Origin of the sequence: Kitasatospora albolonga (assembly GCA_002082585.1) — a bacterium.
GTDB classification, from domain to species: Bacteria; Actinomycetota; Actinomycetes; order Streptomycetales; family Streptomycetaceae; genus Streptomyces; species Streptomyces stephensoniae.
Genome location: CP020563.1, coordinates 5,231,503 through 5,256,223 on the forward strand (window position 1 = coordinate 5,231,503; position 24,721 = coordinate 5,256,223).

Below are 24,721 nucleotides of genomic sequence, written 5' to 3' on the forward strand. Positions count from 1 at the left end.
AGCCCCTCTCAGACCCACAAATCCGTTACGGAGACGTCCAGTTCGCCCAGCAGTCGGCGCAGCAGCGGCAGCGAGAGGCCGATCACATTGCCGTGGTCGCCCTCGATGGAGTCGACGAACGGGGCCGAGCGGCCGTCCAGTGTGAAGGCCCCCGCCACGTGCAGCGGTTCGCCGGACGCCACGTACGCGGCGATCTCGGCGTCGCTCGGCTCCCCGAACCGTACGACGGTGGACGCCGTCGCCGAGGCCGTACGGCCCGTGGCGGTGTCGATCACGCTGTGGCCGGTCTGGAGGATGCCGGACCGGCCGCGCATCGCCTTCCAGCGGGCGGTGGCCTCCTCGGCGTCGGCCGGTTTGCCGAGCGCCTCGCCGTCCAGTTCGAGGACGGAGTCGCAGCCGATGACCAGGGCCCCGGCCGCCTCGGGGCGCTCCGCGACGGCCGCCGCCTTGGCCCGGGCCAGGACGAGGGCCAGCTCGGCGGGGGTCGCGGCGCTCAGCGCGTCCTCGTCCACCCCGCTGACGATCACCTCGGGGGCGAAACCCGCCTGGCGCAGCAGGCCGAGGCGGGCGGGGGAGGCGGAGGCGAGCACGAGGCGGCGCTGATCAGTCATACCGGCCATCGTAGAAGGGGCCGCGCTCTCGAAATATCCCGCACTCTCGAAAGGCCCGCGCTCTCGAAAGACCCTGCGGGTTCAGCGGGTGCCGAGCACGAACATCGCCACCAGCATCGCCAGCGCGAGCAGGAAGCCCGCGCGGCGCATCATGTCCTGGGCGTCGCGCAGTTCCTTCGGCGGCTTGTTCTCGGGGTCGGACCACAGCATGGTTCCGATCCTGCTGCGTGGGGCGCCGAAACGCCTGAGTACGGGTACTCAAGCGCCCCGGCGCCCCCGGTTCCGGCTCAGGCCGGCCAGTACGTCCGGGCCCAGGCCCGCGGGCCCGGCCGCGGGCGGCCGGTGCGGGCGATGCGGCCCGGGTCGGACCACTGCTCGGGCGGGTTCGGCGCGCCGGACGACACGGCGGCGCTCGCCGCGGCGCGGGCCTGGACCACCGCGAGGGCGGCGGCCAGCTCCTCCGGGGTCGGGTTGCCCCGTACGACCCTGATCATGGGCGGACCTCTCTGTGGACGGGCGGCTACAGCGGGATGTTGCCGTGCTTCTTCGGAGGCAGGGATTCCCGCTTCGTACGGAGCTGACGCAGCCCCTTCACGATGTGGGCCCGGGTCTCGGACGGCATGATCACCGCGTCGACGTAGCCGCGCTCGGCCGCCACGTACGGGTTGAGCAGCGTGTCCTCGTACGCCGTCATCAGCTCGGCGCGCGTCGCGTCCGGGTCCTCGGCGGCGGCGATGGTCCGGCGGTGCAGGATGTTCACCGCGCCCTGGGCGCCCATGACGGCGATCTGGGCGGTCGGCCAGGCCACGTTGAGGTCGGCGCCCAGGTGCTTGGAGCCCATCACGTCGTACGCCCCGCCGAACGCCTTGCGGGTGATCACGGTGATCAGCGGGACCGTGGCTTCCGCGTAGGCGTAGATCAGCTTGGCGCCGCGCCGGATGATGCCGCCGTACTCCTGGTCCACGCCCGGCAGGAAGCCCGGTACGTCGACGAAGGTGATGACCGGCACGTTGAACGCGTCGCAGGTCCGGACGAAGCGGGCCGCCTTCTCGCTCGCGTCGATGTCCAGGCAACCGGCGAACTGCATCGGCTGGTTGGCGACGATCCCGACCGGGTGGCCCTCCACCCGCCCGAAGCCGGTGATGATGTTCGGCGCGAACAGGGCCTGGGTCTCCAGGAATTCGGCGTCGTCCAGCACATGCTCGATCGCGGTGTGCATGTCGTACGGCTGGTTCGCCGAGTCCGGGATGAGCGTGTCCAGCTCCCGGTCCTCGTCGGTGACCGAGAGGTCCGCCTCCTCCGGGAAGGCCGGGGCCTCGGAGAGGTTGTTCGAAGGGAGGTAGGAGAGCAGGGACTTGACGTACTCGATGGCGTCCTTCTCGTCGCCCGCCATGTGGTGCGCCACCCCGGAGGTGGTGTTGTGCGTACGGGCTCCGCCCAGCTCCTCGAAGCCGACGTCCTCGCCGGTCACCGTCTTGATGACGTCGGGGCCGGTGATGAACATGTGCGAGGTCTGGTCGACCATCACCGTGAAGTCGGTGATCGCGGGGGAGTAGACCGCACCGCCCGCGCACGGGCCGACGATCAGCGAGATCTGCGGGATCACCCCGGAGGCGTGCACATTGCGGCGGAAGATCTCCGCGAAGAGACCGAGCGCGACGACACCCTCCTGGATGCGCGCGCCGCCGCCGTCGTTGATGCCGATGATCGGACAGCCGGTCTTCAGCGCGAAGTCCATGACCTTGACGATCTTCTCGCCGTAGACCTCGCCCAGCGACCCGCCGAAGATGGTGAAGTCCTGCGAGTACACGCAGACCGGGCGGCCGTCGACCGTGCCGTACCCGGTGACGACACCGTCGCCGTACGGGCGGTTCTTCTCGATGCCGAAGTTGGTGGAGCGGTGCCGGGCGAACTCGTCGAGCTCCACGAAGGAGCCCTCGTCGAGCAGCAGCTCGACCCGCTCACGGGCCGTCAGCTTGCCCTTGGCGTGCTGCTTCTCGACCGCGCGGGCCGAACCCGCGTGCGTCGCTTCGTCAATGCGGCGCCTCAGGTCCGCGAGCTTGCCCGCGGTGGTGTGGATGTCGCTCTGCGGCTCGGACATCGGGGGGCGGCTCCCTGCCTGGTCACGGGGACGACGACCGGTGATGGTCACGGGGGGACGGGCGGTCGTCTGTCCGGCTCTTCGGCTACTGGCTCGTAACCCGGGGTCACGCGGCTCTCGTACGTAACTCTCCGACTACTGACTCGTAGGGTATCGGCGTGTCTCCGGAAAGGCAGTGCGTCCTTTGCCACACCTAGGGTGGCTTGCATGACACCACCGGATGCGCCACACAACCGCTGGTCGGACCTGGACCGGCCGCCCCTGAACGTGACCGCCCTGCGCCGCGGGCTGCTGCGGCCGGACAGTCTCTGGAGCGAGCTGGAGGTCGTGGAGACCACCGGTTCGACCAACTCCGACCTCGCGGACCGGGCCCGCTCCGGCGATCTGCCCGAGGGCACGGTCCTGGTCGCCGAGGAGCAGACCGCCGGGCGCGGCAGGCTGGAGCGGAGCTGGACCGCGCCGCCCCGCTCCGGGCTGTTCCTCTCGGTCTACCTGGAGCCCGGCGACGCCGTGCCCGTGGAGCGGTGGGGGTGGGTGCCGCTGCTCGCCGGGGTGGCCGCCGCGACCGGCCTCGCCAAGGCGGCGGGCGTCGACACGGCACTCAAGTGGCCCAACGACCTGCTGGTCACCGTGGCGGGGGAGGAGCGCAAGGCGGGCGGCATCCTCGGCGAGTTCGCCGGGGACGGCATCGTGGTCGGCCTCGGCATCAACGTCTCGCTGCGCGCGGACGAGCTCCCCGCCCCCACCGCCGGTTCGCTGGCCCTCGCCGGGGCCGTCTCCACCGACCGGGAGACCCTGCTGCGGGCCGTCCTGCGGTCGCTGGAGCACTGGTACGGGGAGTGGAAGGCGGCGGACGGGGACGCGGCGGCGAGCGGGCTCCAGGCGGCGTACGCGGCCGGGTGCGCGACGCTCGACCGGACCGTACGGGCCGAGCTGCCGGGCGGGAACTCCCTGGTCGGGGAGGCCGTCGCGATCGATGGTGACGGGCGGCTTGTGCTCTCCGCCGAGGACGGGCTCCAGCAGCCGGTCTCGGCGGGCGACATCGTGCACCTGCGGGGCGCGGAGGGCGGGCTGACCTGAGGGGCGGCCGACCTGAGGGACCGGGCCCGGGCCGGGACGCGCGTGCGGGAGGCCCCGGCGGGCCCCTCTGACGGCCCCCGACGGACCCCTGGCGTACGCCGTATCCACCCGATGGCCGTACCGGTCGATACCGCGTATCCGGTAAATGTCACGTGCGACGCACCCGTACCGGGCAACCGACGACGTGAGCTAGGGCACACCTGCCGTATTGTTGAGGCGATCCAGCGACAGATCATTTGTCCGGGCGATCAGCGACAGATCGGCAGGCAGTGCGCAGGGAACGGGCAGGAGGCGGCTGGTGACCGTCGGCGACACGACGTCCGGCGCGGGCGAGGAGCAGCCCCCGTCGGACTCCTCGGTCCATGCCACCCCGCATCACGAGGTCGACCACACGGCCGAACCGACCGACGACCCCCTCGCGATCCGCCTCGAAGCGCTGATCCTCGGGGCGGACCGCCGCTACACGCCCTTCCAGGCCGCCCGTACCGCCGGGGTCTCGATGGATCTGGCCTCCCGGTTCTGGCGGGCCATGGGCTTCGCCGACATCGGCCAGGCCAAGGCGCTCACCGAGGCCGATGTGCTGGCCCTGCGCCGGCTCGCCGGTCTGGTGGAGGCGGGGCTGCTCAGCGAGCCGATGGCGATCCAGGTGGCCCGCTCCACCGGGCAGACCACCGCACGGCTGGCGGAGTGGCAGATCGACTCGTTCCTGGAGGGGCTCACCGAGCCGCCCGAGCCGGGGATGACCCGTACGGAAGTCACGTATCCGCTGGTCGAGCTGTTGCTGCCGGAGCTCCAGGAGTTCCTCGTCTACGTGTGGCGGCGCCAGCTGGCCGCCGCGACCGGGCGGGTCGTGCAGGCGGCGGACGACGACGAGATGGTCGACCGGCGCCTGGCCGTCGGCTTCGCGGATCTCGTCGGCTTCACCCGGCTGACCCGTCGCCTTGAGGAGGAGGAGCTCGGCGAGCTGGTCGAGTCCTTCGAGACGACCGCCGCCGACCTGGTCGCCGCGCACGGCGGACGGCTCATCAAGACCCTCGGTGACGAGGTCCTCTTCGCCGCCGACGACGCGGGCACGGCGTCCGAGATAGCGCTCCGCCTGATCGAGGCGATGTCCCAGGACGAGGCGATGCCCTCCCTGCGCGTCGGGATCGCCTTCGGCACGGTCACCACGCGCATGGGCGATGTCTTCGGCACCACGGTGAACCTGGCCAGCCGCCTCACCTCGATAGCCCCGAAGGACGCCGTCCTGGTGGACGGGGCGTTCGCCAAGGAGCTGGTCCGGCACGGGGACGCCCCGGAGTCCGAGGCCCAGGCCGCCGAGGAGGTCGCGGCCGCCGCCGAGCGGGCGCGGCTGGCGGAGAAGGAGGGCCGCGAGGTGGTCGAGGAGCCGCCGCTGCCCACGTACCGCTTCGGTCTCCAGCCGATGTGGCAGCGGCCGGTGCGCGGGCTCGGGGTCGTGGAGCCGTGGCTGCTGGCGCGGCGGGGGAAGACGGGGTCCTGAGCTTGGTCGACCCCGCTTTTTCTTCTCTGCCGTCCCTGCCGTCCCTGCCGTCCCTGCTGTCCCTGCCGTCTTGTACGTCCCCGATTCCGGTCCCGCGTCCTCGATTCCTGCTGTCCCTGTCGGTCTCCCGGGTGGCCTGTCTAGGATTCCTGCCGGGTAACGCTCGTTAACCGGCAGTCGACCGACAGGGGTGCAGCCATGACCGTCACGTCCGAGCAGCGGTTCGGGGAGTTCGTCGCCGTACGGCGGCACGAGGGCCGGGAGCACGTGGCCGAGCTGGTGCTCGACCGGCCCAAGGCCATGAACGCCGTCTCCACCGAGATGGCCCGCTCCATCGCCGCCGCCTGCGAGGCGCTCGGTGCCGACCGGGACGTGCGGGTCACCGTGCTCACCTCCAGCCATGAGCGGGCCTTCTGTGTGGGCGCCGACCTCAAGGAGCGGAACTCCTTCACGGACGCCGAGCTGGTACGCCAGCGGCCCACTGCCCGGGCCGCCTACACCGGGGTCCTGGAGCTGCCGATGCCGACGATCGCCGCCGTGCACGGCTTCGCCCTCGGCGGCGGCTTCGAACTGGCCCTCGCCTGCGATGTGATCGTGGCCGACGCCACCGCCGTGGTCGGGCTGCCCGAGGTGTCGGTGGGCGTCATCCCCGGCGGCGGCGGTACGCAGCTGCTGCCGCGCCGGGTGGGTGCGGCCCGCGCCGCCGAGCTGGTGTTCACCGCCCGGCGGGTGGAGGCGGCCGAGGCGCGGGAGCTGGGGCTCGTCGACGAGCTGGTGGCGGCGGGGCAGGACCGGGAGGAGGCCCTCGCGCTCGGCGCCCGGATGGCCGCAAACTCGCCGGTCGGGCTGCGTGCGGCCAAGAAGGCGCTCCGGCTGGGGCACGGGCTGGACCTGCGGGCGGGCCTGGAGGTGGAGGACGCTGCCTGGCGGTCGGTGGCCTTCTCCGGGGACCGGGCGGAGGGCGTGGCCGCGTTCAACGAGAAGCGGAGCCCGCGGTGGCCGGGTGAGTGACCCCTGCTGGGTGCCCCGGGCCGCCCGTCGCGTGACGCCGAAAATTAGTTGCGCATCAAACTGATCAAAAGGGAACAAATCTACATAAGCTGGACGAATGGCTGAAGAGGATGCCCGGCTGCGGGCCGTGGTTGCGCTGGCGCAGACGATGGCCGCGGCCTACACACCGCGTGAGTCGTGGCGGGCGGCCGCGCTCGGGGCCTGCGAGGCGCTGGGCGGCAGCTTCGCCGCGCTCTCCGTGTGGGAGCGGGACCGGGGCAGGCTGCGGGTCCTGGTGAACGCGGGGCAGCGGGCGGAGGGGGAGGAGGAGTTCCCCGAGGAGGAGGCGTACCCCGTACACGAGTTCCCGGAGATCACCGAGTTCCTGCACGAGCGCTGGGCGGGCGGCGGTGAGCCCGACGCCTGGGTGGAGACCGCCGACGGCCTGCCCGGCGCGGGCGGCCCGGCGCGCGGCGCCCGTCCGTACTGCCACCAGCGGGTGGTGGCCCTGCGGCGGCGCGGGCGGGGCTGCTGTGTGGTGGCCCCGATCGTGCTGCACGGGCGGGCCTGGGGCGAGCTGTACGTGGCGCGGCAGGCGGGGAAGCCGGTCTTCGACCGGGACGACGCCAACTTCGCGACCGTGCTGGCCGCTGTCGTGGCCTCCGGGATCGCCCAGACCGAGCGGCTGGAGGAGGTCCGGAAGCTCGCCTTCACCGACCCGCTGACCGGCCTCGCCAACCGCCGGGCCGTCGATATCCGCCTGGACGAGGCGATCGAGGCGCACCGCACCGCCGGGGTCGTCGTCAGCCTCGTCGTCTGCGATCTGAACGGCCTCAAGACGGTGAACGACACCCATGGCCACGCGGTCGGCGACCGACTGCTGGAACGTTTCGGCTCGGTGCTCTCCCTCTGCGGGGCGATGCTCCCGGACGCGCTGGCCGCCCGGCTCGGCGGCGACGAGTTCTGCCTGCTCGCGGACGGGCCCCCGGCCGACGACGTGGTGGGGGTGGCCACCGAGCTGTGCGACCGGGCGGCGGTGATCGAGCTCGGCAACGGGGTGGCCTGCGGGGTCGCGTCGACCGGCGACCCGATCGGGCCGGTGCGCTCGGCCCGCCGGCTGTTCCGGCTGGCGGACGCGGCGCAGTACCGGGCCAAGGCCGCCCGTTCGCCGCGCCCGGTGGTGGCCGGGCGGGACGGCGAGGTGATCCGGCTGGCCGACTCCCCGCCGAAGTCCGCGCACGACCGGCGCAGACTGCGCGGCAACCGGCCGTGAGCGGGAGTGTGCGGTGCGGTCGGAGTGTGCGGTGCGGCCGGGATGTGCGGTGCGGAGTCGGCTCAGTGCGGTGGGGCCAACGGCTCCAGGGCGTTGCCGATGCTGCACCCGCCCTCCCCGGGCATCCGCTGGACACGGGACGGCACCCACACCTCGGTGACGCCGGGGCGCACATGGGCGACCAGGCAGTCCTGCGGGTCGTGGCCGTTGCTCTTCAGGGACATGAGGATGCCGACCCGGCCGTTGTCCGCCTTCACCTCGGTACGTATCGCCCGGTCCAGATCCAGGGCGGCGAGCGTACGGCGTATCCCGGCCTCGTCCACCCGCCCGCCCTCCGGTACCCGGGGAAGTTTCGCGCGAAGCTCCTCGTAGGGCAGAGGGGGCGGTTCGGGCGGCGGGGCGAAGGTCAGCGGAGGGCCGTCCGGGCAGTCCACGGCAGGGGGGTCCTCACCCCACTCCGATGCGGGGGAGACTCGCACCGAGAAGCAGCGCAGCACGGTGACCGGCTCGCGGTCGCGCCTCTGCCCGTACGCCGTACCGGAGGTGCGGACGACCAGGCCGATGCCGTCCCCCTCGTGGGTCGAGGTACCCGTCACCCGCAACACCTCCACCCCGTCGATACCGGAGGCCGAGTGTCCGACCTCCTCCGCCGTGCGCGGACGTGGGCCGTCAAGGCGTTCACCGGCCTTCCTGGCCACATCGCGTGCGGCGTCCGACGCCTTGCCCTCGGCGGACGGTAACCCTCCGCAGCCGGCGGTGAACAGGAGTAACGGGGCGATCAACAGCGGTACGGGCAGCAGGAGTCGTCGCATACGTGCAGCTTTCCGGTAGGGCGCGCGGCGGGCAATCCGCTCACCTACTCAGACCGGCCCGGATGGCCGTCCGTTCACTGCGAGCGGACTGCGGGCGGACCACGGGCCGGGCCGTGAGCGCCGAGGGGCGGTAAGGGTCCCTCTCCTCGACGACTAGTGACATAGCGGTTTTCAATCCGTACGCTGCTGAATATGGATATGCACACTGTCGTGGTGGGGACGTCCGGAACCACCGCCGAGGACGTCGTCGCCGTGGCCCGCCACGGTGCCCGGGTCGAGCTCTCCGCCGTCGCCGTGGACGCGCTGGCCGCCTCCCGCCTCATCGTGGACGCGCTCGCCGCAAAGCCGGAGCCGGTCTACGGCGTCTCCACCGGCTTCGGCGCCCTCGCCAGCCGCCACATCAGCACCGAGCTCCGTGCCCAGCTCCAGCGCAACATCGTCCGCTCGCACGCGGCGGGCATGGGCCCCCGCGTCGAGCGCGAGGTCGTGCGCGCGCTGATGTTCCTCCGGCTCAAGACGGTCGCCTCCGGCCACACCGGCGTACGCCCCGAGGTCGCGCAGACCATGGCGGACGTGCTCAATGCGGGGATCACGCCCGTCGTCCACGAGTACGGCTCGCTCGGCTGCTCCGGCGACCTCGCGCCCCTCTCGCACTGTGCGCTCACCCTGATGGGCGAGGGCGAGGCGGAGGGCCCCGACGGCACGGTCCGCCCGGCGGGCGAGCTGCTCGCCGCGCACGGGATCACCCCGGTGGAGCTGCGCGAGAAGGAGGGCCTCGCCCTCCTCAACGGCACCGACGGGATGCTCGGCATGCTCGTCATGGCCCTCGCCGACCTCCGTAACCTCTACACCTCCGCCGACATCACCGCCGCCCTCACCCTGGAGGCGCTGCTCGGCACGGACAAGGTGCTGGCCCCCGAGCTGCACGCCATCCGCCCGCACCCGGGCCAGGGCGTCAGCGCGGACAACATGCTGCGGGTGCTGGCCGGTTCGGGGCTGACGGGCCATCACCAGGACGACGCGCCCCGGGTCCAGGACGCCTACTCCGTACGCTGCGCCCCCCAGGTCAACGGCGCGGGCCGCGACACCCTGGACTACGCGGCCGTGGTCGCGGGCCGCGAGCTGGCCTCGTCCGTGGACAACCCGGTGGTGCTGCCCGACGGCCGGGTCGAGTCCAACGGCAACTTCCACGGCGCGCCCGTCGCGTACGTCCTGGACTTCCTCGCCATCGTCGCCGCCGACCTCGGCTCGATCTGCGAGCGCCGCACCGACCGTCTCCTCGACAAGCACCGCTCGCACGGGCTGCCGCCGTTCCTCGCGGACGACGCCGGGGTCGACTCGGGGCTGATGATCGCCCAGTACACGCAGGCCGCCCTGGTCAGCGAGATGAAGCGGCTCGCGGTGCCCGCCTCCGCCGACTCCATCCCGTCCTCCGCGATGCAGGAGGATCACGTCTCCATGGGCTGGTCGGCCGCGCGCAAGCTCCGTACTGCCGTGGACAACCTCACCCGGATCGTCGCCGTCGAGCTGTACGCGGCCACCCGCGCCGTGGAGATCCGGGCCGCCGAGGGCCTCACGCCCGCCCCCGCCTCGCAGGCCGCCGTGGCCGCGCTGCGGGAGGCCGGGGCGGAGGGACCGGGCCCGGACCGCTTCCTGGCGCCGGACCTGGCCGCCGCCGACACGTTCGTACGCGAAGGGCGTCTGGTGGCGGCGGTGGAGCCGGTCACGGGGCCGCTGGCCTGAGCCGGTCCCGTACGTACGGAAAGGGCTGCCGCATCGGGGGGTGCGACAGCCCTTTCCCGTGTCCTCAGGCCGCCGGGCGGGGCCCGGAACGGCGTACCGAGTAGGTGACGAAGCCCGCGCCCAGGCCCAGCAGCGCCGTGCCGCCGATCAGATACGGGGTGGTGTCGACGCCCGGCCCGGTCTCGGCGAGCTGCGGGCCGGAGGTGTCGTCCTGGGCGGTGGCGACGGCAGCCTGCCGCGCTGCGTTCGGGGCGGTCTCGACAGTGGCGTTGGCCGACGGGACGAACCAGAGAGCGGCCAGCAGCGTCCCTGCGGCGGAGGCGGTCAGGAGTGTGCGACGAGTGACGGACACAGTTTCGATCCCCTTGCAACAACCGTGAGTTAGCCCCGTGGATCGATGCTAAGCAAAGCAGCGGGTCGGAGGAAAGTCGCGGCCTCCCCGAGCCCTACGCTCCGGAGCATGAGCACAGAAGAGACATCCAGGTTTGTTCGACTTCGCGTGGAGATGGTGCTGGAGGTCACCGACCTCGACGCCCTCACCGGTACCGCCCTCGAATCCATCGCCGCCGAGTACGGGGAACCCGTATCGGGTATCACCGAGAGCGACACGGCCGAGGAGCGGATGCATGCCGAGGCCACCGTCCGGGCAGACGGAGCTGAGGCCCTCGCCTCGCTGGTCGACCCCTTCGACCTGGTCAGCGAGGTGCCCGGGGTCGAGCTCGCGCAGGCTTCCTGGAGCAGCGAGAGCATCGACTACGACCCCGACGCGGAGGGCTGGGACGACGATGAGGAGGACGACGAGGACGGCCCGTACCTGGACGGGGCCGGGGGCGACGAGGAGGGGTACGGCGACGGCGTCGCGCACAATGGGAAGAACGACGGCGAGGACGGTGACCTCGCGCAGCGGGTCTGACGTGTGAGAACACCGGCCCCGGCCCCGCTTCACCGCGGACCGGGGCCGCGCTGTGCGGCGGTTCCGCATCCGCCCCCGGCGGCGGGAACCACCGCCGTCCCGACCGCGTCGATGAGTGGTGTTCCCCACATCCCCGGCGGATGTGGAACGGAGCGCCCGCTCCGGGTGTTCTTGGAACATTGACGGGGAATCGCCGCCTGGCAGCCCCGTCCGGGGATTTTTGGGGAATCGGCAACGATGGAGAAGCGTGTGATGACGGACAGCAAGCGGCGCAGGGGCCTCGCGGCCGTGTCCGCACTGCTCGGCGGCGTGCTGGTGCTTTCGGCCTGTAGCGACGACGGGGACAAGGGCGCGGCGGCGAAGCCGAGCGCCGGGAGTTCGGAGGCGTCACAGGCCCAGGAGGTGGACAAGGCCGCGGCCGAGGACGCGTCCGAGGCCCAGATAGCGATCGAGCCGAAGAACGGCTCGACCAACGCCAGCATCAACAACGCCGCCCAGATCTCCGTCAAGGAGGGCAAGCTGACCGAGGTCACCATGACCTCGGCGGACGGCAAGGCGGTCGAGGGCACGCTGGCGGCCGACGGCTCCAGCTGGAAGCCGTCGGGGCAGCTCCAGCGCTCCACCACGTACAAGATCGTCGCGACGGCCGAGGACGCGAAGGGCCGCCAGGCCCACGAGAACAGCTCCTTCACCACCGTCTCGCCCGACAACAGCTTCATCGGGAACTTCACCCCCGAGGACGGCTCCACCGTCGGCGTCGGGATGCCCGTCTCGATCAACTTCAACAAGCCGATCACGGACAAGAAGGCCGTCCAGGCCGGTATCACCGTGACCTCCAGCAGCGGCCAGGAGGTCGTCGGCCACTGGTTCAACAGCCAGCGCCTGGACCTGCGCCCGGAGAGCTACTGGCAGGGCGGCTCCACCATCACCCTGAAGCTCGCGCTGGACGGCGTCGAGGGCGCCGACGGCGTGTACGGCGTGCAGCAGAAGACGGTCACGTTCAAGGTCGGCCGTAACCAGGTCTCCACCGTCGACGCGAAGACCAAGATGATGACGGTCACGCGGGACGGCAAGACGATCAAGACCATCCCGATCTCCGCCGGCTCCCCCGAGACCCCCACGTACAACGGTCAGATGGTGATCTCCGAGAAGTACAAGGAGACCCGGATGAACGGCGCCACCGTCGGCTTCACCGACGACGACGGCAAGGGCGAGTACGACATCAAGGACGTGCCGCACGCGATGCGCCTGTCCACCTCGGGCACCTTCATCCACGGCAACTACTGGGGCAAGGGCATCTTCGGCACCGCCAACACCAGCCACGGCTGCGTGGGCCTCGCCGACGTGAAGGGCGCGAACGACCCCAACGCGCCGGGCGCCTGGTTCTACAACAACTCGCTCATCGGCGACGTGGTCATCGTCAAGAACTCCCCGGACAAGACCATCAAGCCGGACAACGGCCTCAACGGCTGGAACATGGACTGGGCCCAGTGGAAGGCCGGCTCCGCCGCCTGATCCCGGCCCCTCTTCTCCGTTTCCCCGCCTCTCTCCCCGCTCCACCCCCGTCCCCATCCGAAGGCGGCGGCTCCCCGGAATTCCTGGGGGGCCGCCGCCTTCGGCGTGTGCGGGGCCTCTCATAACGCCGAGTCCAGCCCCAGCAGCACCCGCCGGAGGAATGCGACATCGGGCCTGACCACCGGCCTCGCCACCGACCGCTCGGACGCCTGGCGCCGCGGGAGCGGCGGCCGGGCCGCCAGCTCGGCCCACACCACCTTCGCGCCCGCCGTGCGGTAGGAACCCCAGCGCGACGCCAGCCGCTGTACGAGGAAGAGACCGCGCCCGCCCTCGGCGTCATCGTCGGCGTGCTTGAGCACGGGCGGCTCGTCCGACACGTCCCACACTTCGACGACGACGCTGTCCCGCAGGCCGACCAGCCGGACGTGAACGAGGCCGAGCCCCTCCAGCTCCGCCCACGTCGGGCTCTCCGCCAGTTCCCCGGTGACGGTGACGGCATTGGTCACCAGCTCCGAGGCGATCAGAAGGACATCGTCCTCGACTGCCGCCGCCTGCCATTTGGCCAGAGCCAGCCGCAGGAAGTGACGCGACGCCGATACGGAGGAACGCGCGGCGGTCAGCGAGAGCTGGTCGACGAAGCGCACACTCTGCGGCCGGTACGGCGGCTCCCGGCCGGTCACGAGCCGTCCTCCAGGCTGACGACCACCGCGCCGCCCGTGGCGTAGAAGAGGTGCGTGAGCATGGCGTCCTGGAGCGACCGGTTGAGCGCCAGCTCCCGGTAGGACGGCACGACCACCTGCTTCGCCTCGGCGCGCCTGACCGCTTCGACTAACTCCGTGAACGCCGACTGCGCCCCCGGCACGTACTCGTAGAACACGATCGCCAGGTGGAAGCCGTTGCCTTCGGCGTAGGTGCTGAGGTCGTCCTGTTTCTGCTTGGCCTCCTCGTCGCTCATGCCGTCGGGCACGCGCATGTAGCCAAAGATCAACGGGTTCATCGAACGGGGGTCCCCTCGCCATGCCTGCGATCACATGGAGTGCTCGCAAGAGCTCTGTGGGTCACCGAGTGAAGCACTGGATTATTCGAATGTGCAACACTCCAGATTGGAAATCTGGAATTCGATTTCTCGAACAAACATCCCCTATTTCAAATCAGGGATACTCGGGGTTCCATTCCGGATGTAGGTTGGGTTGCAGATCGGAGGCGCATCAAGTGGTGGAAGCAGCAAGTGGTTCGACCGTGCCCCGCCGTCAACTGGGGCGACATTTACGTGAGCTGCGCAACCGCGCGCGGCTGACCGTGCGTGCGGCGTCGACGGCCCTGGAGTGGTCGGACCAGAAGATCTGGCGCATCGAGACGGGCCAAACGTCCATGCGCAGCCTGGATGTTGAGGCCATGTGCCGTGCGTACGGCGCTGACGCCGAGTTGACCAAGGGCCTGATGGGGCTCGCCAAGGAGACCAAGAACCGGGGGTGGTGGCACGCTTACGGTGACGTGATCCCGGAGGGCTTCGACCTCTTCATCGGACTGGAAGGGGCGGCAGCCAGCCTGCGTCAGTACATCAAGGACCTGGTGCCGGGGCTGGTACAGACGGAGGACTACGCGCGAGCGCTGATCCGGGAAGGCACCCATGGAGTGGACCGCGACGAGATCGAGCGACGGGTACATGTCCGCATGGCGCGCCAGGAGTTGCTGACCAGGGTGACCAGCCCGCCCACCTTGGAGTTGGTGCTTGGTGAAGCGGTGCTCCGTCAGCCGGTCGGCGGAGGCGAGGTAATGGCTCGCCAGCTGCACCGCCTGGCGGAGACGATGGACCTGCCGAACGTCTCACTGCGGGTCGTACCGTTCTCGGCGGGCCTGCACTATGGCCTCGTGTCGGGGCCGTTCACCCTCTTGCGCTTCCCTGTCAACGGTGACGGGCAACCGATGGAGCCGCCCACCGTCTACATGGAGGGCTTCACCGGTGATCTGTACCTCGACAAGCCGCAGGAGATCGAGCGGTACGACGGGGCGTTCACTTCCCTCTGGGGTGCCGCCCTGGATCACCAGGGCACCCAGAACATTCTTCGGCAAGCGGCAAAGGAGTTTTCCCGATGATGAGCGCAGATCTGACGGGCGCGGTATGGCGTAAGTCCAGCCGCTCGCAGAACAACGCCACCTGCGTCGAGGTCGCGTTCCTCGGCGACGGCCGCGTGGCCATGCGCGACAGCAAGGACCGGGGCGACGGCCCGGCTCTCGTCTTCACCTCCGGCGAGTGGGCCGCGTTCGAGGGCGGCGTCGTGGACGGCGAGTTCAAGCGGGCGTAGGACGAGCCCCCGCACACCACCGCACGAGCGCCCGGCCGGCATTCTTCTGGCCGGGCGCAGCCGCACGTGGGGTCGACGTGATCGGAGAGCCCGACACGGTTGCACGGACCTGATCGCCGGGCAGCCTCTTTGCGGGGCGACGAGAGGCCGGGCTTGATGGCACGTCTGCGATGACGTGATTTCCGAGGGTTCGAGCGCTGCTCGGGCTGAGGGAAGCCGCCGCGCGTCTGCTCTCGTACAGACATGCCTGATCCACGAGCAGTGAGGGAGCTGACCAAGTGAACAGTGCCGACCTGACAGGCGCGGTCTGGCGCAAGAGCAGCCGCAGCAACGGGGACCGCAACTGCGTCGAGGTCGCCTTCCTCGGCGACGGCCGCGTGGCCACGCGCGACAGCAAGGACCAGGGCAGCGGCCCGGCTCTCGTCTTCACCTCCGGTGAGTGGGCCGCGTTCGAGCGCGGCGTCGTGGACGGCGGGTTCCAGCGGGCGTAGTACGTACGCGTCTTCGCACGCGGTCACGGAAGTGCCCGGCCAGTCGTCCTGGCCGGGCGCTTCGGTGCTGTTGGGCCCCGCGCGGAAGGGGGGCGCCGGACTCGGAGAGGACGCGTCGTTCAGGGGGCCGGGGCCGGAGGACGGACCCCCGTCAGATTCTCCGCGCGACGCCGCAGGAGCGGGGCCAGTTCCGCGTACCAACCGCGACCGACGGCCTGAAGTATCTCGGCGAGGGCGATCTGTTCGCCGATCCGGCCTGCGGGAGTGTCGAGGACATGGGCGAACTCGACACGGATGCGGTCGGCGACCGTGGGGACGCGGAGGCTGTTCACGTAGAGCATGGCCGGGTCGTAGCCGACGGGAACGGCGCCCCAGCGCTCCCAGTCCAGGATGACGAGGGGGTCGTGGGTGAGGTTGGCCCACTGAAGGTCGGCATGCCCGGTAACGCGTTCGGTGATGGCCGGGGCGGGGATACCCAGGAACTCGGGGAAGACCCGGTCGGCCCAGGACTGCCGGATGGTCTCGCGGGGTGGCTCGGCGCCGCTCAGCGCGTCCAGGCTCTTCCGCAGGGCCGTCCACCAGGAGTCCGGTAGACCGGGGTCCTCAGCGAGGTCGGGGGTTTCCGGGGAGATGACCGGCTGGGCGATGTAGTCGATCAGCTCCGCCTCGAAGACGTACTCCCCGCTGTCCCAGCGGTACAGGTCGTGGAGGTGTGGGCGGGAGACCTTGTCGGACACGCGTTTCTCGGCGAGCGCGATGCCCTCGTTCCGGATCTTGGGGGTCTTGGACGTCTCGCCGCAGTGGACGCGGAGCCAGTGGCCGCCTTCGGTGCGACTGCCGATGGTGCGTCCCAACCAGCCCCACGCGGGCGCCCCTGTAGGCGTGGTGGAGAAGAGGGCGGCAGCGTGTGTCAGGGCTTCCTCCATACGGGCCCTGGTGGTCTCATCCTTGGGCGAGTACATCGGTGACCTTTCTGAGGTGGCCCGGAGCAAGCGGGTGCGCGATGACGCCCTGTGCCGCGCTCCAGTGTGATGGGCTGCTGGCGGACAGCAGTACCACGTCCAGGCTCGGGCAGGAGGCCGCAGCGAGGAGGCAGGCGGCGGCCGGCGAGGCACCGGGCCGGACGAACTCGCATGCACTCGTGGAGTGGGTCACCACGCTGATCGTCACCCGTGAGGGCGCCCGCCGCTGCGAGCCAGGTCTGAGTTTTCCCGGCTCGCTTCCGCAGGCTTCGCAGTGCTTCCTCTAGGTCTGACCTAAAGGCTGTCCCGCAAGCCGTGAAGCTCATCCCTTGATGAACTCGATGATCTGCGGAGCGATCTTCTTTGGAGCCATGACGACGGCGCCATGGTTGAGTCCGGGCAGAGTGCGGTGGTCGGCCTGCGGCAGGATCTCGGTGACGGCGAGGGCGGCGCGCTGGAACGCCGCTGGACTCTTGCCACCGGTCAGCACGCGGGTGGGTAGGGTCACCCCTTTCCACTCCTCGGCATCGAGAGGCTTGCCTTGCTGGGTATCGCCCATGACCGCGATGTCATAGGGGAGAGTGCTGGCCAACTTGGTGAGGTTTGCCCACATCTTCGGCATGAGCTTCATGAAGAACACGGCGATGCCGGGCATGCCCTGCACCCTGGTCATGAAGTACTTGACCGCGTCGCTGTGCCGGCCCTCCGCAAGCAACGCGGTGATCTGCTGCGCGAGGTCCTTAGGCGGTCCGTCGTCGCCTTCGCCGACTACGAACGGCGGCTCGTACAGAGCCAGGCGGTCGATGTTGACTCCGGCCGCGGCCGCGCGCAGGGCGAGGACCGCTCCGGAGGACGAGCCGAACAGCGACGCCGAACCGCCGGCGTGATCGACCAACGCGGCGATGTCTTCAATCTCGCGGTCGGGGGCGTAAGTAGCGGCGTCCCCGCTGGCACCGCGTCCGCGCCGGTCGTAGTTGATCACAGTGAAGTGGTGGGCGAGGAGAGTCGCGAGTTTGGCTGTGTCCGAGCGGTCTGCCAGCGCCGAGGCAACCAGGACGATGGCCGCCCCGCGGCCCGACTGCTCGAATGCGATCTCGGTGCCGTCGGCGGAGGTGACTCGGGCCTCGGCTCCGGCCGACTGCTCTCGCGCTGTTGCCATGTTTGTCTCTCCGGTTCACGTAGGGGTCGTACTGCTGTGGTGTGCGTTGCTGCCAATAGGACCCCCGCAGTGCGGGAAACTCATCGGTGCGTCAGGCTTTCGGTGCCGAAGTCCTCGCATCTCGGAGAGGACGAACCTCCTCACGCAGAATCGAGGGCATGGGCGGCAGCGGCAACTGGGATGATCCCGTTGTGACTGGTGTGATTACGGCATCGCAGCCGTCCCGGATAGCCCCGTTCACCGGGCTGAGCCAGCGTTCCTTCGGCAAGCTGGTGACGGTTCTGCGGCGTGAGGGTGCGGACACCGTTGGTAGAGGGCGGCCGTGGAGCCTGCCTCTGGAGGACCGGACGCTGCTGGTCGCGGCTTACTGGCGAACAAACTTGACGATGCGGCAACTCGCACTGCTCTTCAGTGTGTCGAAGTCCGCAGCTGACCGGATCATCGACCATCTCGGGCCGATGATCGCGCTCCGGCCACGCAGGTCTTTCGACAAGGGCACCGTACTGATCGTGGACGGGACGCTCGTGCCCACCCGAGACCACACCATCGCCGAGCAGTCCAAGAACTATCGGTACTCCACCAACCACCAAGTCGTCATCGACGCCGACACCCGCCACGTCGTCCTGGTGGGACGCTTGCTACCCGGCAACCGCAATGACTGCAGGGCATGGGAGGAGTCAGGGGGCAAGGCTGCCGTTGGCGCGACCCTCACCATCGCCGACGGCGGCTATCCGGGCACCGGACTCGTGATGCCTCATCGGTGCCGCAAGGCCGAGGAGCTGCCCGATTGGAAGGAGGCCCACAACAAATCCCACAAGCAGGTCCGCGCCCGGGTCGAGCACGTCTTCGCCCGCATGAAGAACTGGAAGATCCTCCGTGACTGCCGCCTCAAAGGCGATGGTGTTAACCACGCCATGCTCGGCATCGCCCGGCGGCACAACCTCAACCTCTCCGGCTAGATAAGCGGCCGGATGAATCGCCTCCCGCGTTCTCGTGCGTCAGAGATCATTTACGGGACAGCTCTTAGCCGTTCAGGCTCAAAGGTCAAGGCCCTTCACGTACTCCTCGAAAGGAACGGACTCGGCTACTGCGATTCGCTGGTATTCGATAAAAGGGGCCACGTCACCCTCGAATACCTCACGGTTGATCTGCTTGCCGTCAGGCTCATAGTTCATGAGAACGACTTCCGATTGATCGAACATCCAGAAGTCTTGAGCCCCTACAATAGGGTTGGTTCTGTCGGTTACGTCGAGAATGCGGATCTGCTCCCCGGCCAGGCGGTGCGGCCGGTAGTACTGAGAGAACTCGAACCGTAGATACTCGGACAGAGGCCGATTGACGACGTGGACGCGGCCTTGAACGCGCCCCTCCGCAGCCTGTCGGCGTAGCCTGTCCGTGTACTCGTTGCGGACCGTGGTGGGGTCGATACGTGCGCCGTCGCGGAACGCCTGAAGCTCCTCTGCTTCCTGCGGCATGAGGTACTGCGGCAGGGTCTCAAGTCGCCACGCTTCCCGCTGGAAGCCCTCGAAGCGCGCGGCCCACTCTTCACCAGCCAAGAGCACGGACGGCCTCCCTCAGAACGTCCTCGGGGATCTCGACGAGCCCCTCCCCCTCCGGGGGCTGGAATGCCTTGGACACGTCGCCCTGGACGACGATGGAGCCGGACGCGGTGCGGTAGACGTTCGGGCAGTCGTCCTTGCCACACGGTCCCCCGTTGCCGTTTCCGGTGAGCCGGGTCAGATCCTCACGAGCCATGGTGGAACCCCCTGTCCCGCACCCCTCGTGGGGCGGCTCCACGACCGTACGGAGAGGGCGCCACCGCCGTCCATGCGACAACGCCAATATTGGCGTTGTCGCATAAACCGTCTCTGTTGCGCAGCCTGCTCTTGATGCCACGCCCAGGTGCAACCTGACCGTGACCGCCCCCGGCCTCGACGAGCCCGGCCTGTACCTGTCCGTGGTCGAATCGCTGGAAAGCCCCGGCGGCACCGTGCAGGACTTCGCGTACGGGGGAGCCGACCTGCGCGCAGTCCCTGAACAGGCGATCCACATCACGTACCCGGAGGTGGAGCGGCCGTTTCCGGTGCACACTGGGCACCAAGAGGCGTCGAGTCCTGTTGGAGGCGCGAAGGTGAACGCCGGCAGTGGTGGACGGCGCCTGCCCGGCCGGGGCTCCGCCGGGCTGCGTTCGGCCGGCGCGAACGTGCGGTTCCGCCGGGCCAGAGGCGTCCTGCCGCCGGACCGGTTCACCACCCGCAGCCGTCTTGCCTGGCTGAATTCCGCCAGCTCCCGCATCGGCACGACCCTGGACCTGGAGCGCACCGCGCAGGAACTCGCCGAGTTCACCGTGCCCCGCTTCGCCGACGGGGCGGCCGTGGACATCCTCGAAAGTGTCCTGCGGGGTGACGAGGGCTCCCAGAAGACCGCAACCGGCATCCCGCAGATGCGGGCCACGGCGCTGTGCGCGATCGAGGAGCTCTCCAGCCTGGAGCCGACCCCGGTGGGGGAGGTCTTCGTGCACGCCAGCGAGCCGCACGAGACGCTGCTCCACCGGTACGTCCTCCGGCAGGGCAAGCCGGTGCTGCTGAGCAGGGTGCGCGACGACGACTTCATCCGCGTCGCGCCGACCGCGAGCGCCGCCGCGCAGTTGCGCGCCGCCGGTGTGCACAGCTACCTGGCCGTGCCCTTGATCGCCCGTGGGCTGCTGCTCGGCAGCGCCGACTTCGTACGCGGCCGTGGAACCCCGCCGTTCTCCACCACCGACCTGGCGCTGGCGGAGCAGCTCGCCTCCAAAGCGGCGGTCTTCATCGACAACGCGCGCCTGTACGGGCGGGAGCGCGAGCACGTCGTCTCGTTGCAGCGCTCATTGCTGCCGCGCGTCACCCCGGCGACGCCGGGCCTCGTGGTGCACTCCGAGTACGCGCCCGCGGCGGCCTACCACGGCGTGGGCGGGGACTGGTACGACGTGATGGCCCTGCCCGGCGGGCGGACGGCCCTGATGGTGGGCGACGTGATGGGGCACGGGCTGCCCGCCGCCGCCACCATGGGGCGCCTGCGGACGGTGGCCCGCACCCTGATGACCCTGGACATGGCTCCCGAGCGCATCCTCGCGCGGCTCGACCTGGCCACCCGCGACCTGGAGGACGAGCAGGTCGCCACCTGCCTGTGCGCGGTCTACGACCCCGCCGACTCCACCTACACGCTGGCGAGCGCCGGGCACCTGCCGCCGCTGCTCCTGGACGGGCGGGGCGCCGCCGACCTCGTCCCGGTGCCCACCGGCGCGCCGCTGGGGGCGGGCGTGATCCCGTACGACCCCCTGCGGCTGCGCGTCCCGGACGGCGCCCACCTGATCATGTACACGGACGGCTTGATCAAGTCCCGGGACGCGGACGTGGACGCCCAGCTGGACCGGCTGCGTACGGTGGTGCTGAGCCTCCCGCCCGGATCGCTGGAGAAGGGCGGTCTGGTGGAGCGTGCCCCGGCCGCCGCCGCCCGGTTCGACGAGGCGGTACTCCTCGTCACCGCGAGCGCCGCGCTCCCGGCGGGGGACCTGCGGGTGTGGGAGCTGCCGCAGGACGGCCGGGCCGCCTCGGCCGCCCGTGATCTCGTCACCGGCCAGCTCGCCGCATGGGGCCTGGAGGAACTCGCCGACGTCTCCGAGCTCGTCGTCTCCGAACTGGTCGGCAACGCACTGCGCTACGGGAACGGCCCCGGCACGCTGCGGCTGCTGCGCGGGGAACGCCTCGTCGTGGAGGTGTCGGACACCGGCCCCGACCTGCCCCAGATCCAGCACGCGGGCCTCAGCGACGAGGGCGGACGGGGCCTTCAGCTCATCAACATGCTGTGCCGCCGCTGGGGTTCGTCCCGCACGGTCACCGGCAAGGTGGTCTGGGCAGAACAGAACATGCCGTCCTCGGCCCCGGACCGCGGCTCACGGCCGTGAGCCGGTGGGCCGCCCGCCATGACCTCCGAGGTAATCGACGCCCTCCGTCCCGCGCGGCAGCATCGGAGGCGTACCGAACGATCACGCCACGCCCACCCCGGAGGACCGGACCATGACCGCGTACGCCATCGCCCACCTGCGCCCTGCCGACGGCCCCGTCCACGACGAGGTGCTGAGCTACATCGAGCGCATCCAGGCCACGATGGAGCCCTACGGAGGCCGCTTCCTGGTGCACGGGGCCGAGGTGGAGGTGCTGGAGGGGGAGTGGCCGGGGGCGGTGGTCGTCGTCGGGTTTCCCGGGGGCGGGGAGGCCCGCGCCTGGTACGCGTCCCCCGCCTACCAGGAGCTCCTGCCCCTGCGCACCCGGCACCTCGACGGTGACACGGTGATCGTCCCGGGCGTCGGCCCCGAGTACGACGCGTCGGCCACGGCGGCGGCCATGAGGGCGGCGCGGGACCGGGGAGCGCGGGACCGGGTGGCCGGGTAGGGCGCGGGGGCGCCTCAGCCCCTCCAGGTGACCTGATGCCCCCTGCGGGCCGCCTCAGCCCCTCCGGCCCCCCGCCACCGCCGCCCGGTAGTACCGCAGGTCGCTGCGGCGTACGTGGCGCACCCCCGCCAGGTCCGTGGGCGAGGCGGCGGCCCGGGGGCAGCCGCCCAGGCGGTTCCGGGGCGGGGGCTCGGCGGTCGCCCGGCGGAGGTGGTGCCAGGGCTGGAGCGGGAGCCAGAGCAGGCCGTACAGCCAGCGCAGCACCAGGCGGCGGAACTCCGGCCGGCCCGCGTCGGGCAGCCGGATCACCCGTACGCCCATGATCAGCTTCCCGGCGCTCGCCCGTACGGCCATCGTGAGCAGCACCTGGTTGGCGAAGGACAGCACCGTCAGCTGGCCGACGAGCACCGCCGCCGTCCGCCCCGCGCCCGCGTCCGTGGCCCCCAGGCAGGAGTGCAGCAGCAGGCCGACGACCAGCAGGCACAGGTAGCAGTCCAGCCCGGTCGCCAGGTAGCGGCGGGTTTCGCCCGTTCCCCGGGGGACGCGGGGCTGCCGCGCGGGGGTGCCGTACGGGTCCGGGTACGGCCGTACGGGAGGTGCGGCGGTGCGGCCGGTTCCGTACAACAACCTTGGCTCATAAGGAGATTGCGCTCTCCGGCGCCCCCGCCGCTTCGTCATGGGGAGCATCATGACTGATCGTCAGGCGGGGTGTCGCGGTTCCTGACGGGTAACCCCTTCGCTCTTACCGATTTCACCGATCCCTTACGTTGGCGGGAACAGACACACGAGTGGTACGGGGGCGGCGATGGGATTCAACGGCACCATATGGAGGCTGCGGCGCGGCGCGGAACTCGTCGGGGAGATCGCCGTCGACGGCGCGGACTTCCCCTGGCTGCACGGCCGGTTCCTCCCCGGCCCGGCCTTCGACCCCGCCGTGCGTCAGCTCTTCGACCGCGAGCTGGCCCTCCTGGAACGGCTGGAGGAGGACGAGAGCGACGAGAGCGCGGAGGCGTGGGAGCGGGCCTACGACGAGGTGAACCGTACGCTCGCGCTGGCCGGCCCGGAGGGGGCGGCGGTCGCCGAGTTCCTGCTGCACATCCGGGGGGACCGGGCCTGGTTCCGGTGGAGCGACACCCCGTTCTCGGAGGAGGGGCTGTAAGGGGCGGGGCCTTGCCGCAAAGATGAAAAGATGAGTGGAAGGGCCACTATGTGGATGGCCGTTCAAGATCATCGGGTGACGCGGGACAATCGGGGCGTACGACGGTCCCACCCACCGCCCGCCAGGGCCGCCGGGCGGACCGGAGGCGCCCCTCCGGGACGAGGGCGCTCCTCCGGGACGGGGGTGCCGACGCGCACGAGCCGACCACGGAAGGTCTTGATCAGATGCCGGTCATCCCCGACGCCACCGACCCCGCCCGCTCGCACGATGCCGCGGACCGTGTCATCGAGCCCCTCTACGCCGAGATCCTGCGGCGCAACCAGGGCGAGAAGGAGTTCCACCAGGCGGTCCGCGAGGTCCTGGAGACGCTCGGACCCGTGCTGACCCAGCGCCCCGAGTTCGTGGACGCCCGCATCATCGAGCGCATATGCGAGCCCGAGCGCCAGCTGATCTTCCGGGTGCCGTGGGCCGACGACTCCGGCGACATCCACGTCAACCGCGGTTTCCGGGTCGAGTTCTCCAGCTCGCTCGGCCCCTACAAGGGCGGCCTGCGCTTCCACCCCTCCGTCAACCTCGGCATCGTGAAGTTCCTCGGCTTCGAGCAGATCTTCAAGAACGCCCTCACCGGCATGCCCATCGGCGGCGGCAAGGGCGGCGCGGACTTCGACCCCAAGGGCCGCTCCGACGCCGAGATCATGCGGTTCTGCCAGTCCTTCATGACCGAGCTCCACCGCCACCTGGGCGAGTACACCGACGTCCCGGCCGGTGACATCGGCGTGGGCGGCCGGGAGATCGGTTACCTCTTCGGCCAGTACAAGCGGATCACCAACCGTTACGAGTCCGGCGTCCTCACCGGCAAGGGCCTCGGCTGGGGCGGCGCCCAGGCCCGGACGGAGGCCACCGGCTACGGCACGGTCCTGTTCACCGCCGAGATGCTGCGCAGCCGGGGCGAGTCCCTGGAGGGCCAGACCGTCGCCGTCTCCGGCTCCGGCAACGTGGCCATCTACGCCGTCGAGAAGGCCCAGCAGCTCGGCGCGACCGTCATCACCTGCTCGGACTCCAGCGGTTACGTCGTCGACGAGAAGGGCATCGACCTCGCCCTCCTCAAGGAGATCAAGGAGGCGGGCCGGGGCCGGGTCTCCGAGTACGCCGAGCGGCGCGGCGCCCACGCCCGGTTCGTTCCCGGTACGGGGGTGTGGTCGGTCCCTGTGGACGTGGCCCTGCCCTGCGCCACCCAGAACGAGCTCCACGAGGCCGACGCGCTCGAACTCGTACGCAACGGGGTCAAGGCGGTGGCCGAAGGTGCCAACATGCCCACCACGCCGGACGCGGTCCAGGTCTTCCAGCAGGCGGGCGTCGCCTTCGCCCCGGGCAAGGCGGCCAACGCGGGCGGGGTCGCCACGAGCGCCCTGGAGATGCAGCAGAACGCCTCCCGGGACTCCTGGACCTTCGCCCACACGGAGGAGCGCCTCGCCGAGATCATGCGCCACATCCACGACTCCTGCTACACGACCGCCGAGCGGTACGGCAGCCCGGGCAACTACGTGGTGGGCGCGAACATCGCGGGCTTCGAGCTGGTGGCGGACGCGATGCTGGCGCAGGGGCTGATCTGACCGTACGCCGAGGGCGGCCACCGGCCCGCGCGGGAACGCCCGCCGGGCCGGTGGCCCCGGCC

The 24,721-nt window shown here is 70.6% G+C and carries 27 protein-coding genes and 1 pseudogene; 15 read left to right on the forward strand and 13 right to left on the reverse strand.

Annotated elements, in window-relative coordinates; genetic code table 11:
* Nucleotides 1–8: 8 nt before the first annotated feature.
* From B7C62_23225 to B7C62_23235, 3 genes are all read right to left on the reverse strand, one after another.
* Nucleotides 9–611, reverse strand: coding sequence for a septum formation inhibitor Maf (locus tag B7C62_23225; GenBank protein ID ARF77339.1), 603 nt, complete (start codon nt 609–611; stop codon nt 9–11).
* Between the two features lie 287 nt (nt 612–898).
* On the reverse strand, nt 899–1,105 hold the full coding sequence (locus tag B7C62_23230; protein ARF74823.1) for a hypothetical protein: 207 nt from the start codon (nt 1,103–1,105) through the stop codon (nt 899–901).
* 26 nt (nt 1,106–1,131) lie between these two features.
* Nucleotides 1,132–2,712 carry a methylmalonyl-CoA carboxyltransferase gene (locus tag B7C62_23235; GenBank protein ARF74824.1) on the reverse strand — a complete coding sequence of 527 codons (1,581 nt, stop codon included), beginning with the start codon at nt 2,710–2,712 and terminating at the stop codon, nt 1,132–1,134.
* 207 nt (nt 2,713–2,919) lie between these two features.
* Here B7C62_23235 and B7C62_23240 point away from each other — a divergent pair, with 207 nt between their 5' ends.
* From B7C62_23240 to B7C62_23255, 4 genes are all read left to right on the forward strand, one after another.
* Nucleotides 2,920–3,792, forward strand: coding sequence for a biotin--[acetyl-CoA-carboxylase] ligase (locus tag B7C62_23240; GenBank protein ID ARF74825.1), 873 nt, complete (start codon nt 2,920–2,922; stop codon nt 3,790–3,792).
* Between the two features lie 298 nt (nt 3,793–4,090).
* On the forward strand, nt 4,091–5,293 hold the full coding sequence (locus B7C62_23245) for an adenylate/guanylate cyclase domain-containing protein (GenBank protein ID ARF74826.1): 1,203 nt from the start codon (nt 4,091–4,093) through the stop codon (nt 5,291–5,293).
* 198 nt (nt 5,294–5,491) lie between these two features.
* Complete coding sequence (locus tag B7C62_23250) at nt 5,492–6,304, forward strand: enoyl-CoA hydratase (GenBank protein ID ARF74827.1); 813 nt, start codon at nt 5,492–5,494, stop codon at nt 6,302–6,304.
* A gap of 97 nt (nt 6,305–6,401) precedes the next feature.
* Nucleotides 6,402–7,556 carry a diguanylate cyclase gene (locus tag B7C62_23255; protein ARF74828.1) on the forward strand — a complete coding sequence of 385 codons (1,155 nt, stop codon included), beginning with the start codon at nt 6,402–6,404 and terminating at the stop codon, nt 7,554–7,556.
* 62 nt (nt 7,557–7,618) lie between these two features.
* Here the strand turns inward: B7C62_23255 and B7C62_23260 are convergent, their stop codons facing one another.
* The gene (locus B7C62_23260) at nt 7,619–8,368 is read right to left on the reverse strand and encodes a translation initiation factor IF-2 (GenBank protein ID ARF74829.1); all 750 of its coding nucleotides are present in this window, start codon (nt 8,366–8,368) and stop codon (nt 7,619–7,621) included.
* Nucleotides 8,369–8,560: 192 nt separating this feature from the next.
* Here B7C62_23260 and B7C62_23265 point away from each other — a divergent pair, with 192 nt between their 5' ends.
* Entirely contained in the window at nt 8,561–10,111 is a 1,551-nt protein-coding gene (locus B7C62_23265) for a histidine ammonia-lyase (protein ARF74830.1), read from the forward strand.
* A 64-nt stretch (nt 10,112–10,175) separates the two neighbouring features.
* Here B7C62_23265 and B7C62_23270 read toward each other — a convergent pair whose 3' ends face one another.
* Nucleotides 10,176–10,463: a hypothetical protein gene (locus B7C62_23270; protein ID ARF74831.1), complete on the reverse strand. Its 288-nt coding sequence runs from the start codon at nt 10,461–10,463 to the stop codon at nt 10,176–10,178.
* Nucleotides 10,464–10,616: 153 nt separating this feature from the next.
* On the opposite strand from B7C62_23270, the gene B7C62_23275 reads away from it, so the two are divergent.
* Nucleotides 10,617–11,024 carry a hypothetical protein gene (locus tag B7C62_23275; GenBank protein ID ARF77340.1) on the forward strand — a complete coding sequence of 136 codons (408 nt, stop codon included), beginning with the start codon at nt 10,617–10,619 and terminating at the stop codon, nt 11,022–11,024.
* A gap of 237 nt (nt 11,025–11,261) precedes the next feature.
* Nucleotides 11,262–12,539, forward strand: a complete 1,278-nt coding sequence (locus B7C62_23280; protein ARF74832.1) for a hypothetical protein — start codon at nt 11,262–11,264, stop codon at nt 12,537–12,539.
* A 119-nt stretch (nt 12,540–12,658) separates the two neighbouring features.
* Here the strand turns inward: B7C62_23280 and B7C62_23285 are convergent, their stop codons facing one another.
* Nucleotides 12,659–13,219, reverse strand: a complete 561-nt coding sequence (locus B7C62_23285; protein ID ARF74833.1) for an ATP-binding protein — start codon at nt 13,217–13,219, stop codon at nt 12,659–12,661.
* Nucleotides 13,216–13,536 (reverse strand): hypothetical protein, encoded by a 321-nt coding sequence (locus tag B7C62_23290; protein ID ARF74834.1) that lies wholly within the window; start codon nt 13,534–13,536, stop codon nt 13,216–13,218. Before B7C62_23290 ends, B7C62_23285 begins: the two co-directional genes overlap by 4 nt.
* A 215-nt stretch (nt 13,537–13,751) precedes the next feature.
* Here B7C62_23290 and B7C62_23295 point away from each other — a divergent pair, with 215 nt between their 5' ends.
* The 3 genes from B7C62_23295 (at nt 13,752) to B7C62_23305 (ending at nt 15,336) form a co-directional block, all read left to right on the forward strand.
* Entirely contained in the window at nt 13,752–14,636 is an 885-nt protein-coding gene (locus tag B7C62_23295) for a transcriptional regulator (protein ID ARF74835.1), read from the forward strand.
* Complete coding sequence (locus tag B7C62_23300; protein ID ARF74836.1) at nt 14,636–14,845, forward strand: DUF397 domain-containing protein; 210 nt, start codon at nt 14,636–14,638, stop codon at nt 14,843–14,845. Before B7C62_23295 ends, B7C62_23300 begins: the two co-directional genes overlap by 1 nt.
* A 278-nt stretch (nt 14,846–15,123) precedes the next feature.
* Nucleotides 15,124–15,336, forward strand: coding sequence for a DUF397 domain-containing protein (locus B7C62_23305; protein ID ARF74837.1), 213 nt, complete (start codon nt 15,124–15,126; stop codon nt 15,334–15,336).
* A 119-nt stretch (nt 15,337–15,455) separates the two neighbouring features.
* Here B7C62_23305 and B7C62_23310 read toward each other — a convergent pair whose 3' ends face one another.
* The 3 genes and pseudogenes from B7C62_23310 to B7C62_23320 all read right to left on the reverse strand — a co-directional run bounded on the left by B7C62_23310 (nt 15,456) and on the right by B7C62_23320 (nt 17,457).
* Nucleotides 15,456–16,298, reverse strand: coding sequence for a hypothetical protein (locus B7C62_23310; GenBank protein ID ARF74838.1), 843 nt, complete (start codon nt 16,296–16,298; stop codon nt 15,456–15,458).
* Nucleotides 16,279–16,467, reverse strand: a pseudogene (locus B7C62_23315) (aldo/keto reductase). Before B7C62_23315 ends, B7C62_23310 begins: the two are co-directional and overlap by 20 nt.
* Nucleotides 16,468–16,620: 153 nt before the next feature.
* Entirely contained in the window at nt 16,621–17,457 is an 837-nt protein-coding gene (locus B7C62_23320) for an alpha/beta hydrolase (GenBank protein ARF74839.1), read from the reverse strand.
* A gap of 191 nt (nt 17,458–17,648) precedes the next feature.
* Here B7C62_23320 and B7C62_23325 point away from each other — a divergent pair, with 191 nt between their 5' ends.
* On the forward strand, nt 17,649–18,416 hold the full coding sequence (locus B7C62_23325) for an IS5/IS1182 family transposase (GenBank protein ID ARF77341.1): 768 nt from the start codon (nt 17,649–17,651) through the stop codon (nt 18,414–18,416).
* A gap of 78 nt (nt 18,417–18,494) precedes the next feature.
* Here B7C62_23325 and B7C62_23330 read toward each other — a convergent pair whose 3' ends face one another.
* Together B7C62_23330 and B7C62_23335 are read right to left on the reverse strand one after the other, a co-directional pair.
* Nucleotides 18,495–19,019 (reverse strand): hypothetical protein, encoded by a 525-nt coding sequence (locus tag B7C62_23330; GenBank protein ARF74840.1) that lies wholly within the window; start codon nt 19,017–19,019, stop codon nt 18,495–18,497.
* The gene (locus B7C62_23335; GenBank protein ID ARF74841.1) at nt 19,003–19,212 is read right to left on the reverse strand and encodes a hypothetical protein; all 210 of its coding nucleotides are present in this window, start codon (nt 19,210–19,212) and stop codon (nt 19,003–19,005) included. Before B7C62_23335 ends, B7C62_23330 begins: the two co-directional genes overlap by 17 nt.
* Before the next feature lie 376 nt (nt 19,213–19,588).
* Between B7C62_23335 and B7C62_23340 the strand changes: the two genes are divergently transcribed.
* Nucleotides 19,589–21,400 carry a serine/threonine protein phosphatase gene (locus tag B7C62_23340; GenBank protein ID ARF77342.1) on the forward strand — a complete coding sequence of 604 codons (1,812 nt, stop codon included), beginning with the start codon at nt 19,589–19,591 and terminating at the stop codon, nt 21,398–21,400.
* A gap of 112 nt (nt 21,401–21,512) precedes the next feature.
* Nucleotides 21,513–21,887 carry a hypothetical protein gene (locus B7C62_23345; protein ARF74842.1) on the forward strand — a complete coding sequence of 125 codons (375 nt, stop codon included), beginning with the start codon at nt 21,513–21,515 and terminating at the stop codon, nt 21,885–21,887.
* 54 nt (nt 21,888–21,941) lie between these two features.
* Here the strand turns inward: B7C62_23345 and B7C62_23350 are convergent, their stop codons facing one another.
* The gene (locus B7C62_23350) at nt 21,942–22,565 is read right to left on the reverse strand and encodes a hypothetical protein (GenBank protein ARF77343.1); all 624 of its coding nucleotides are present in this window, start codon (nt 22,563–22,565) and stop codon (nt 21,942–21,944) included.
* A 127-nt stretch (nt 22,566–22,692) separates the two neighbouring features.
* Here B7C62_23350 and B7C62_23355 point away from each other — a divergent pair, with 127 nt between their 5' ends.
* Both B7C62_23355 and B7C62_23360 read left to right on the forward strand, forming a co-directional pair.
* Entirely contained in the window at nt 22,693–23,046 is a 354-nt protein-coding gene (locus tag B7C62_23355) for a hypothetical protein (GenBank protein ID ARF74843.1), read from the forward strand.
* A gap of 224 nt (nt 23,047–23,270) precedes the next feature.
* Nucleotides 23,271–24,659 (forward strand): glutamate dehydrogenase, encoded by a 1,389-nt coding sequence (locus tag B7C62_23360; protein ID ARF74844.1) that lies wholly within the window; start codon nt 23,271–23,273, stop codon nt 24,657–24,659.
* Nucleotides 24,660–24,721: the final 62 nt, after the last annotated feature.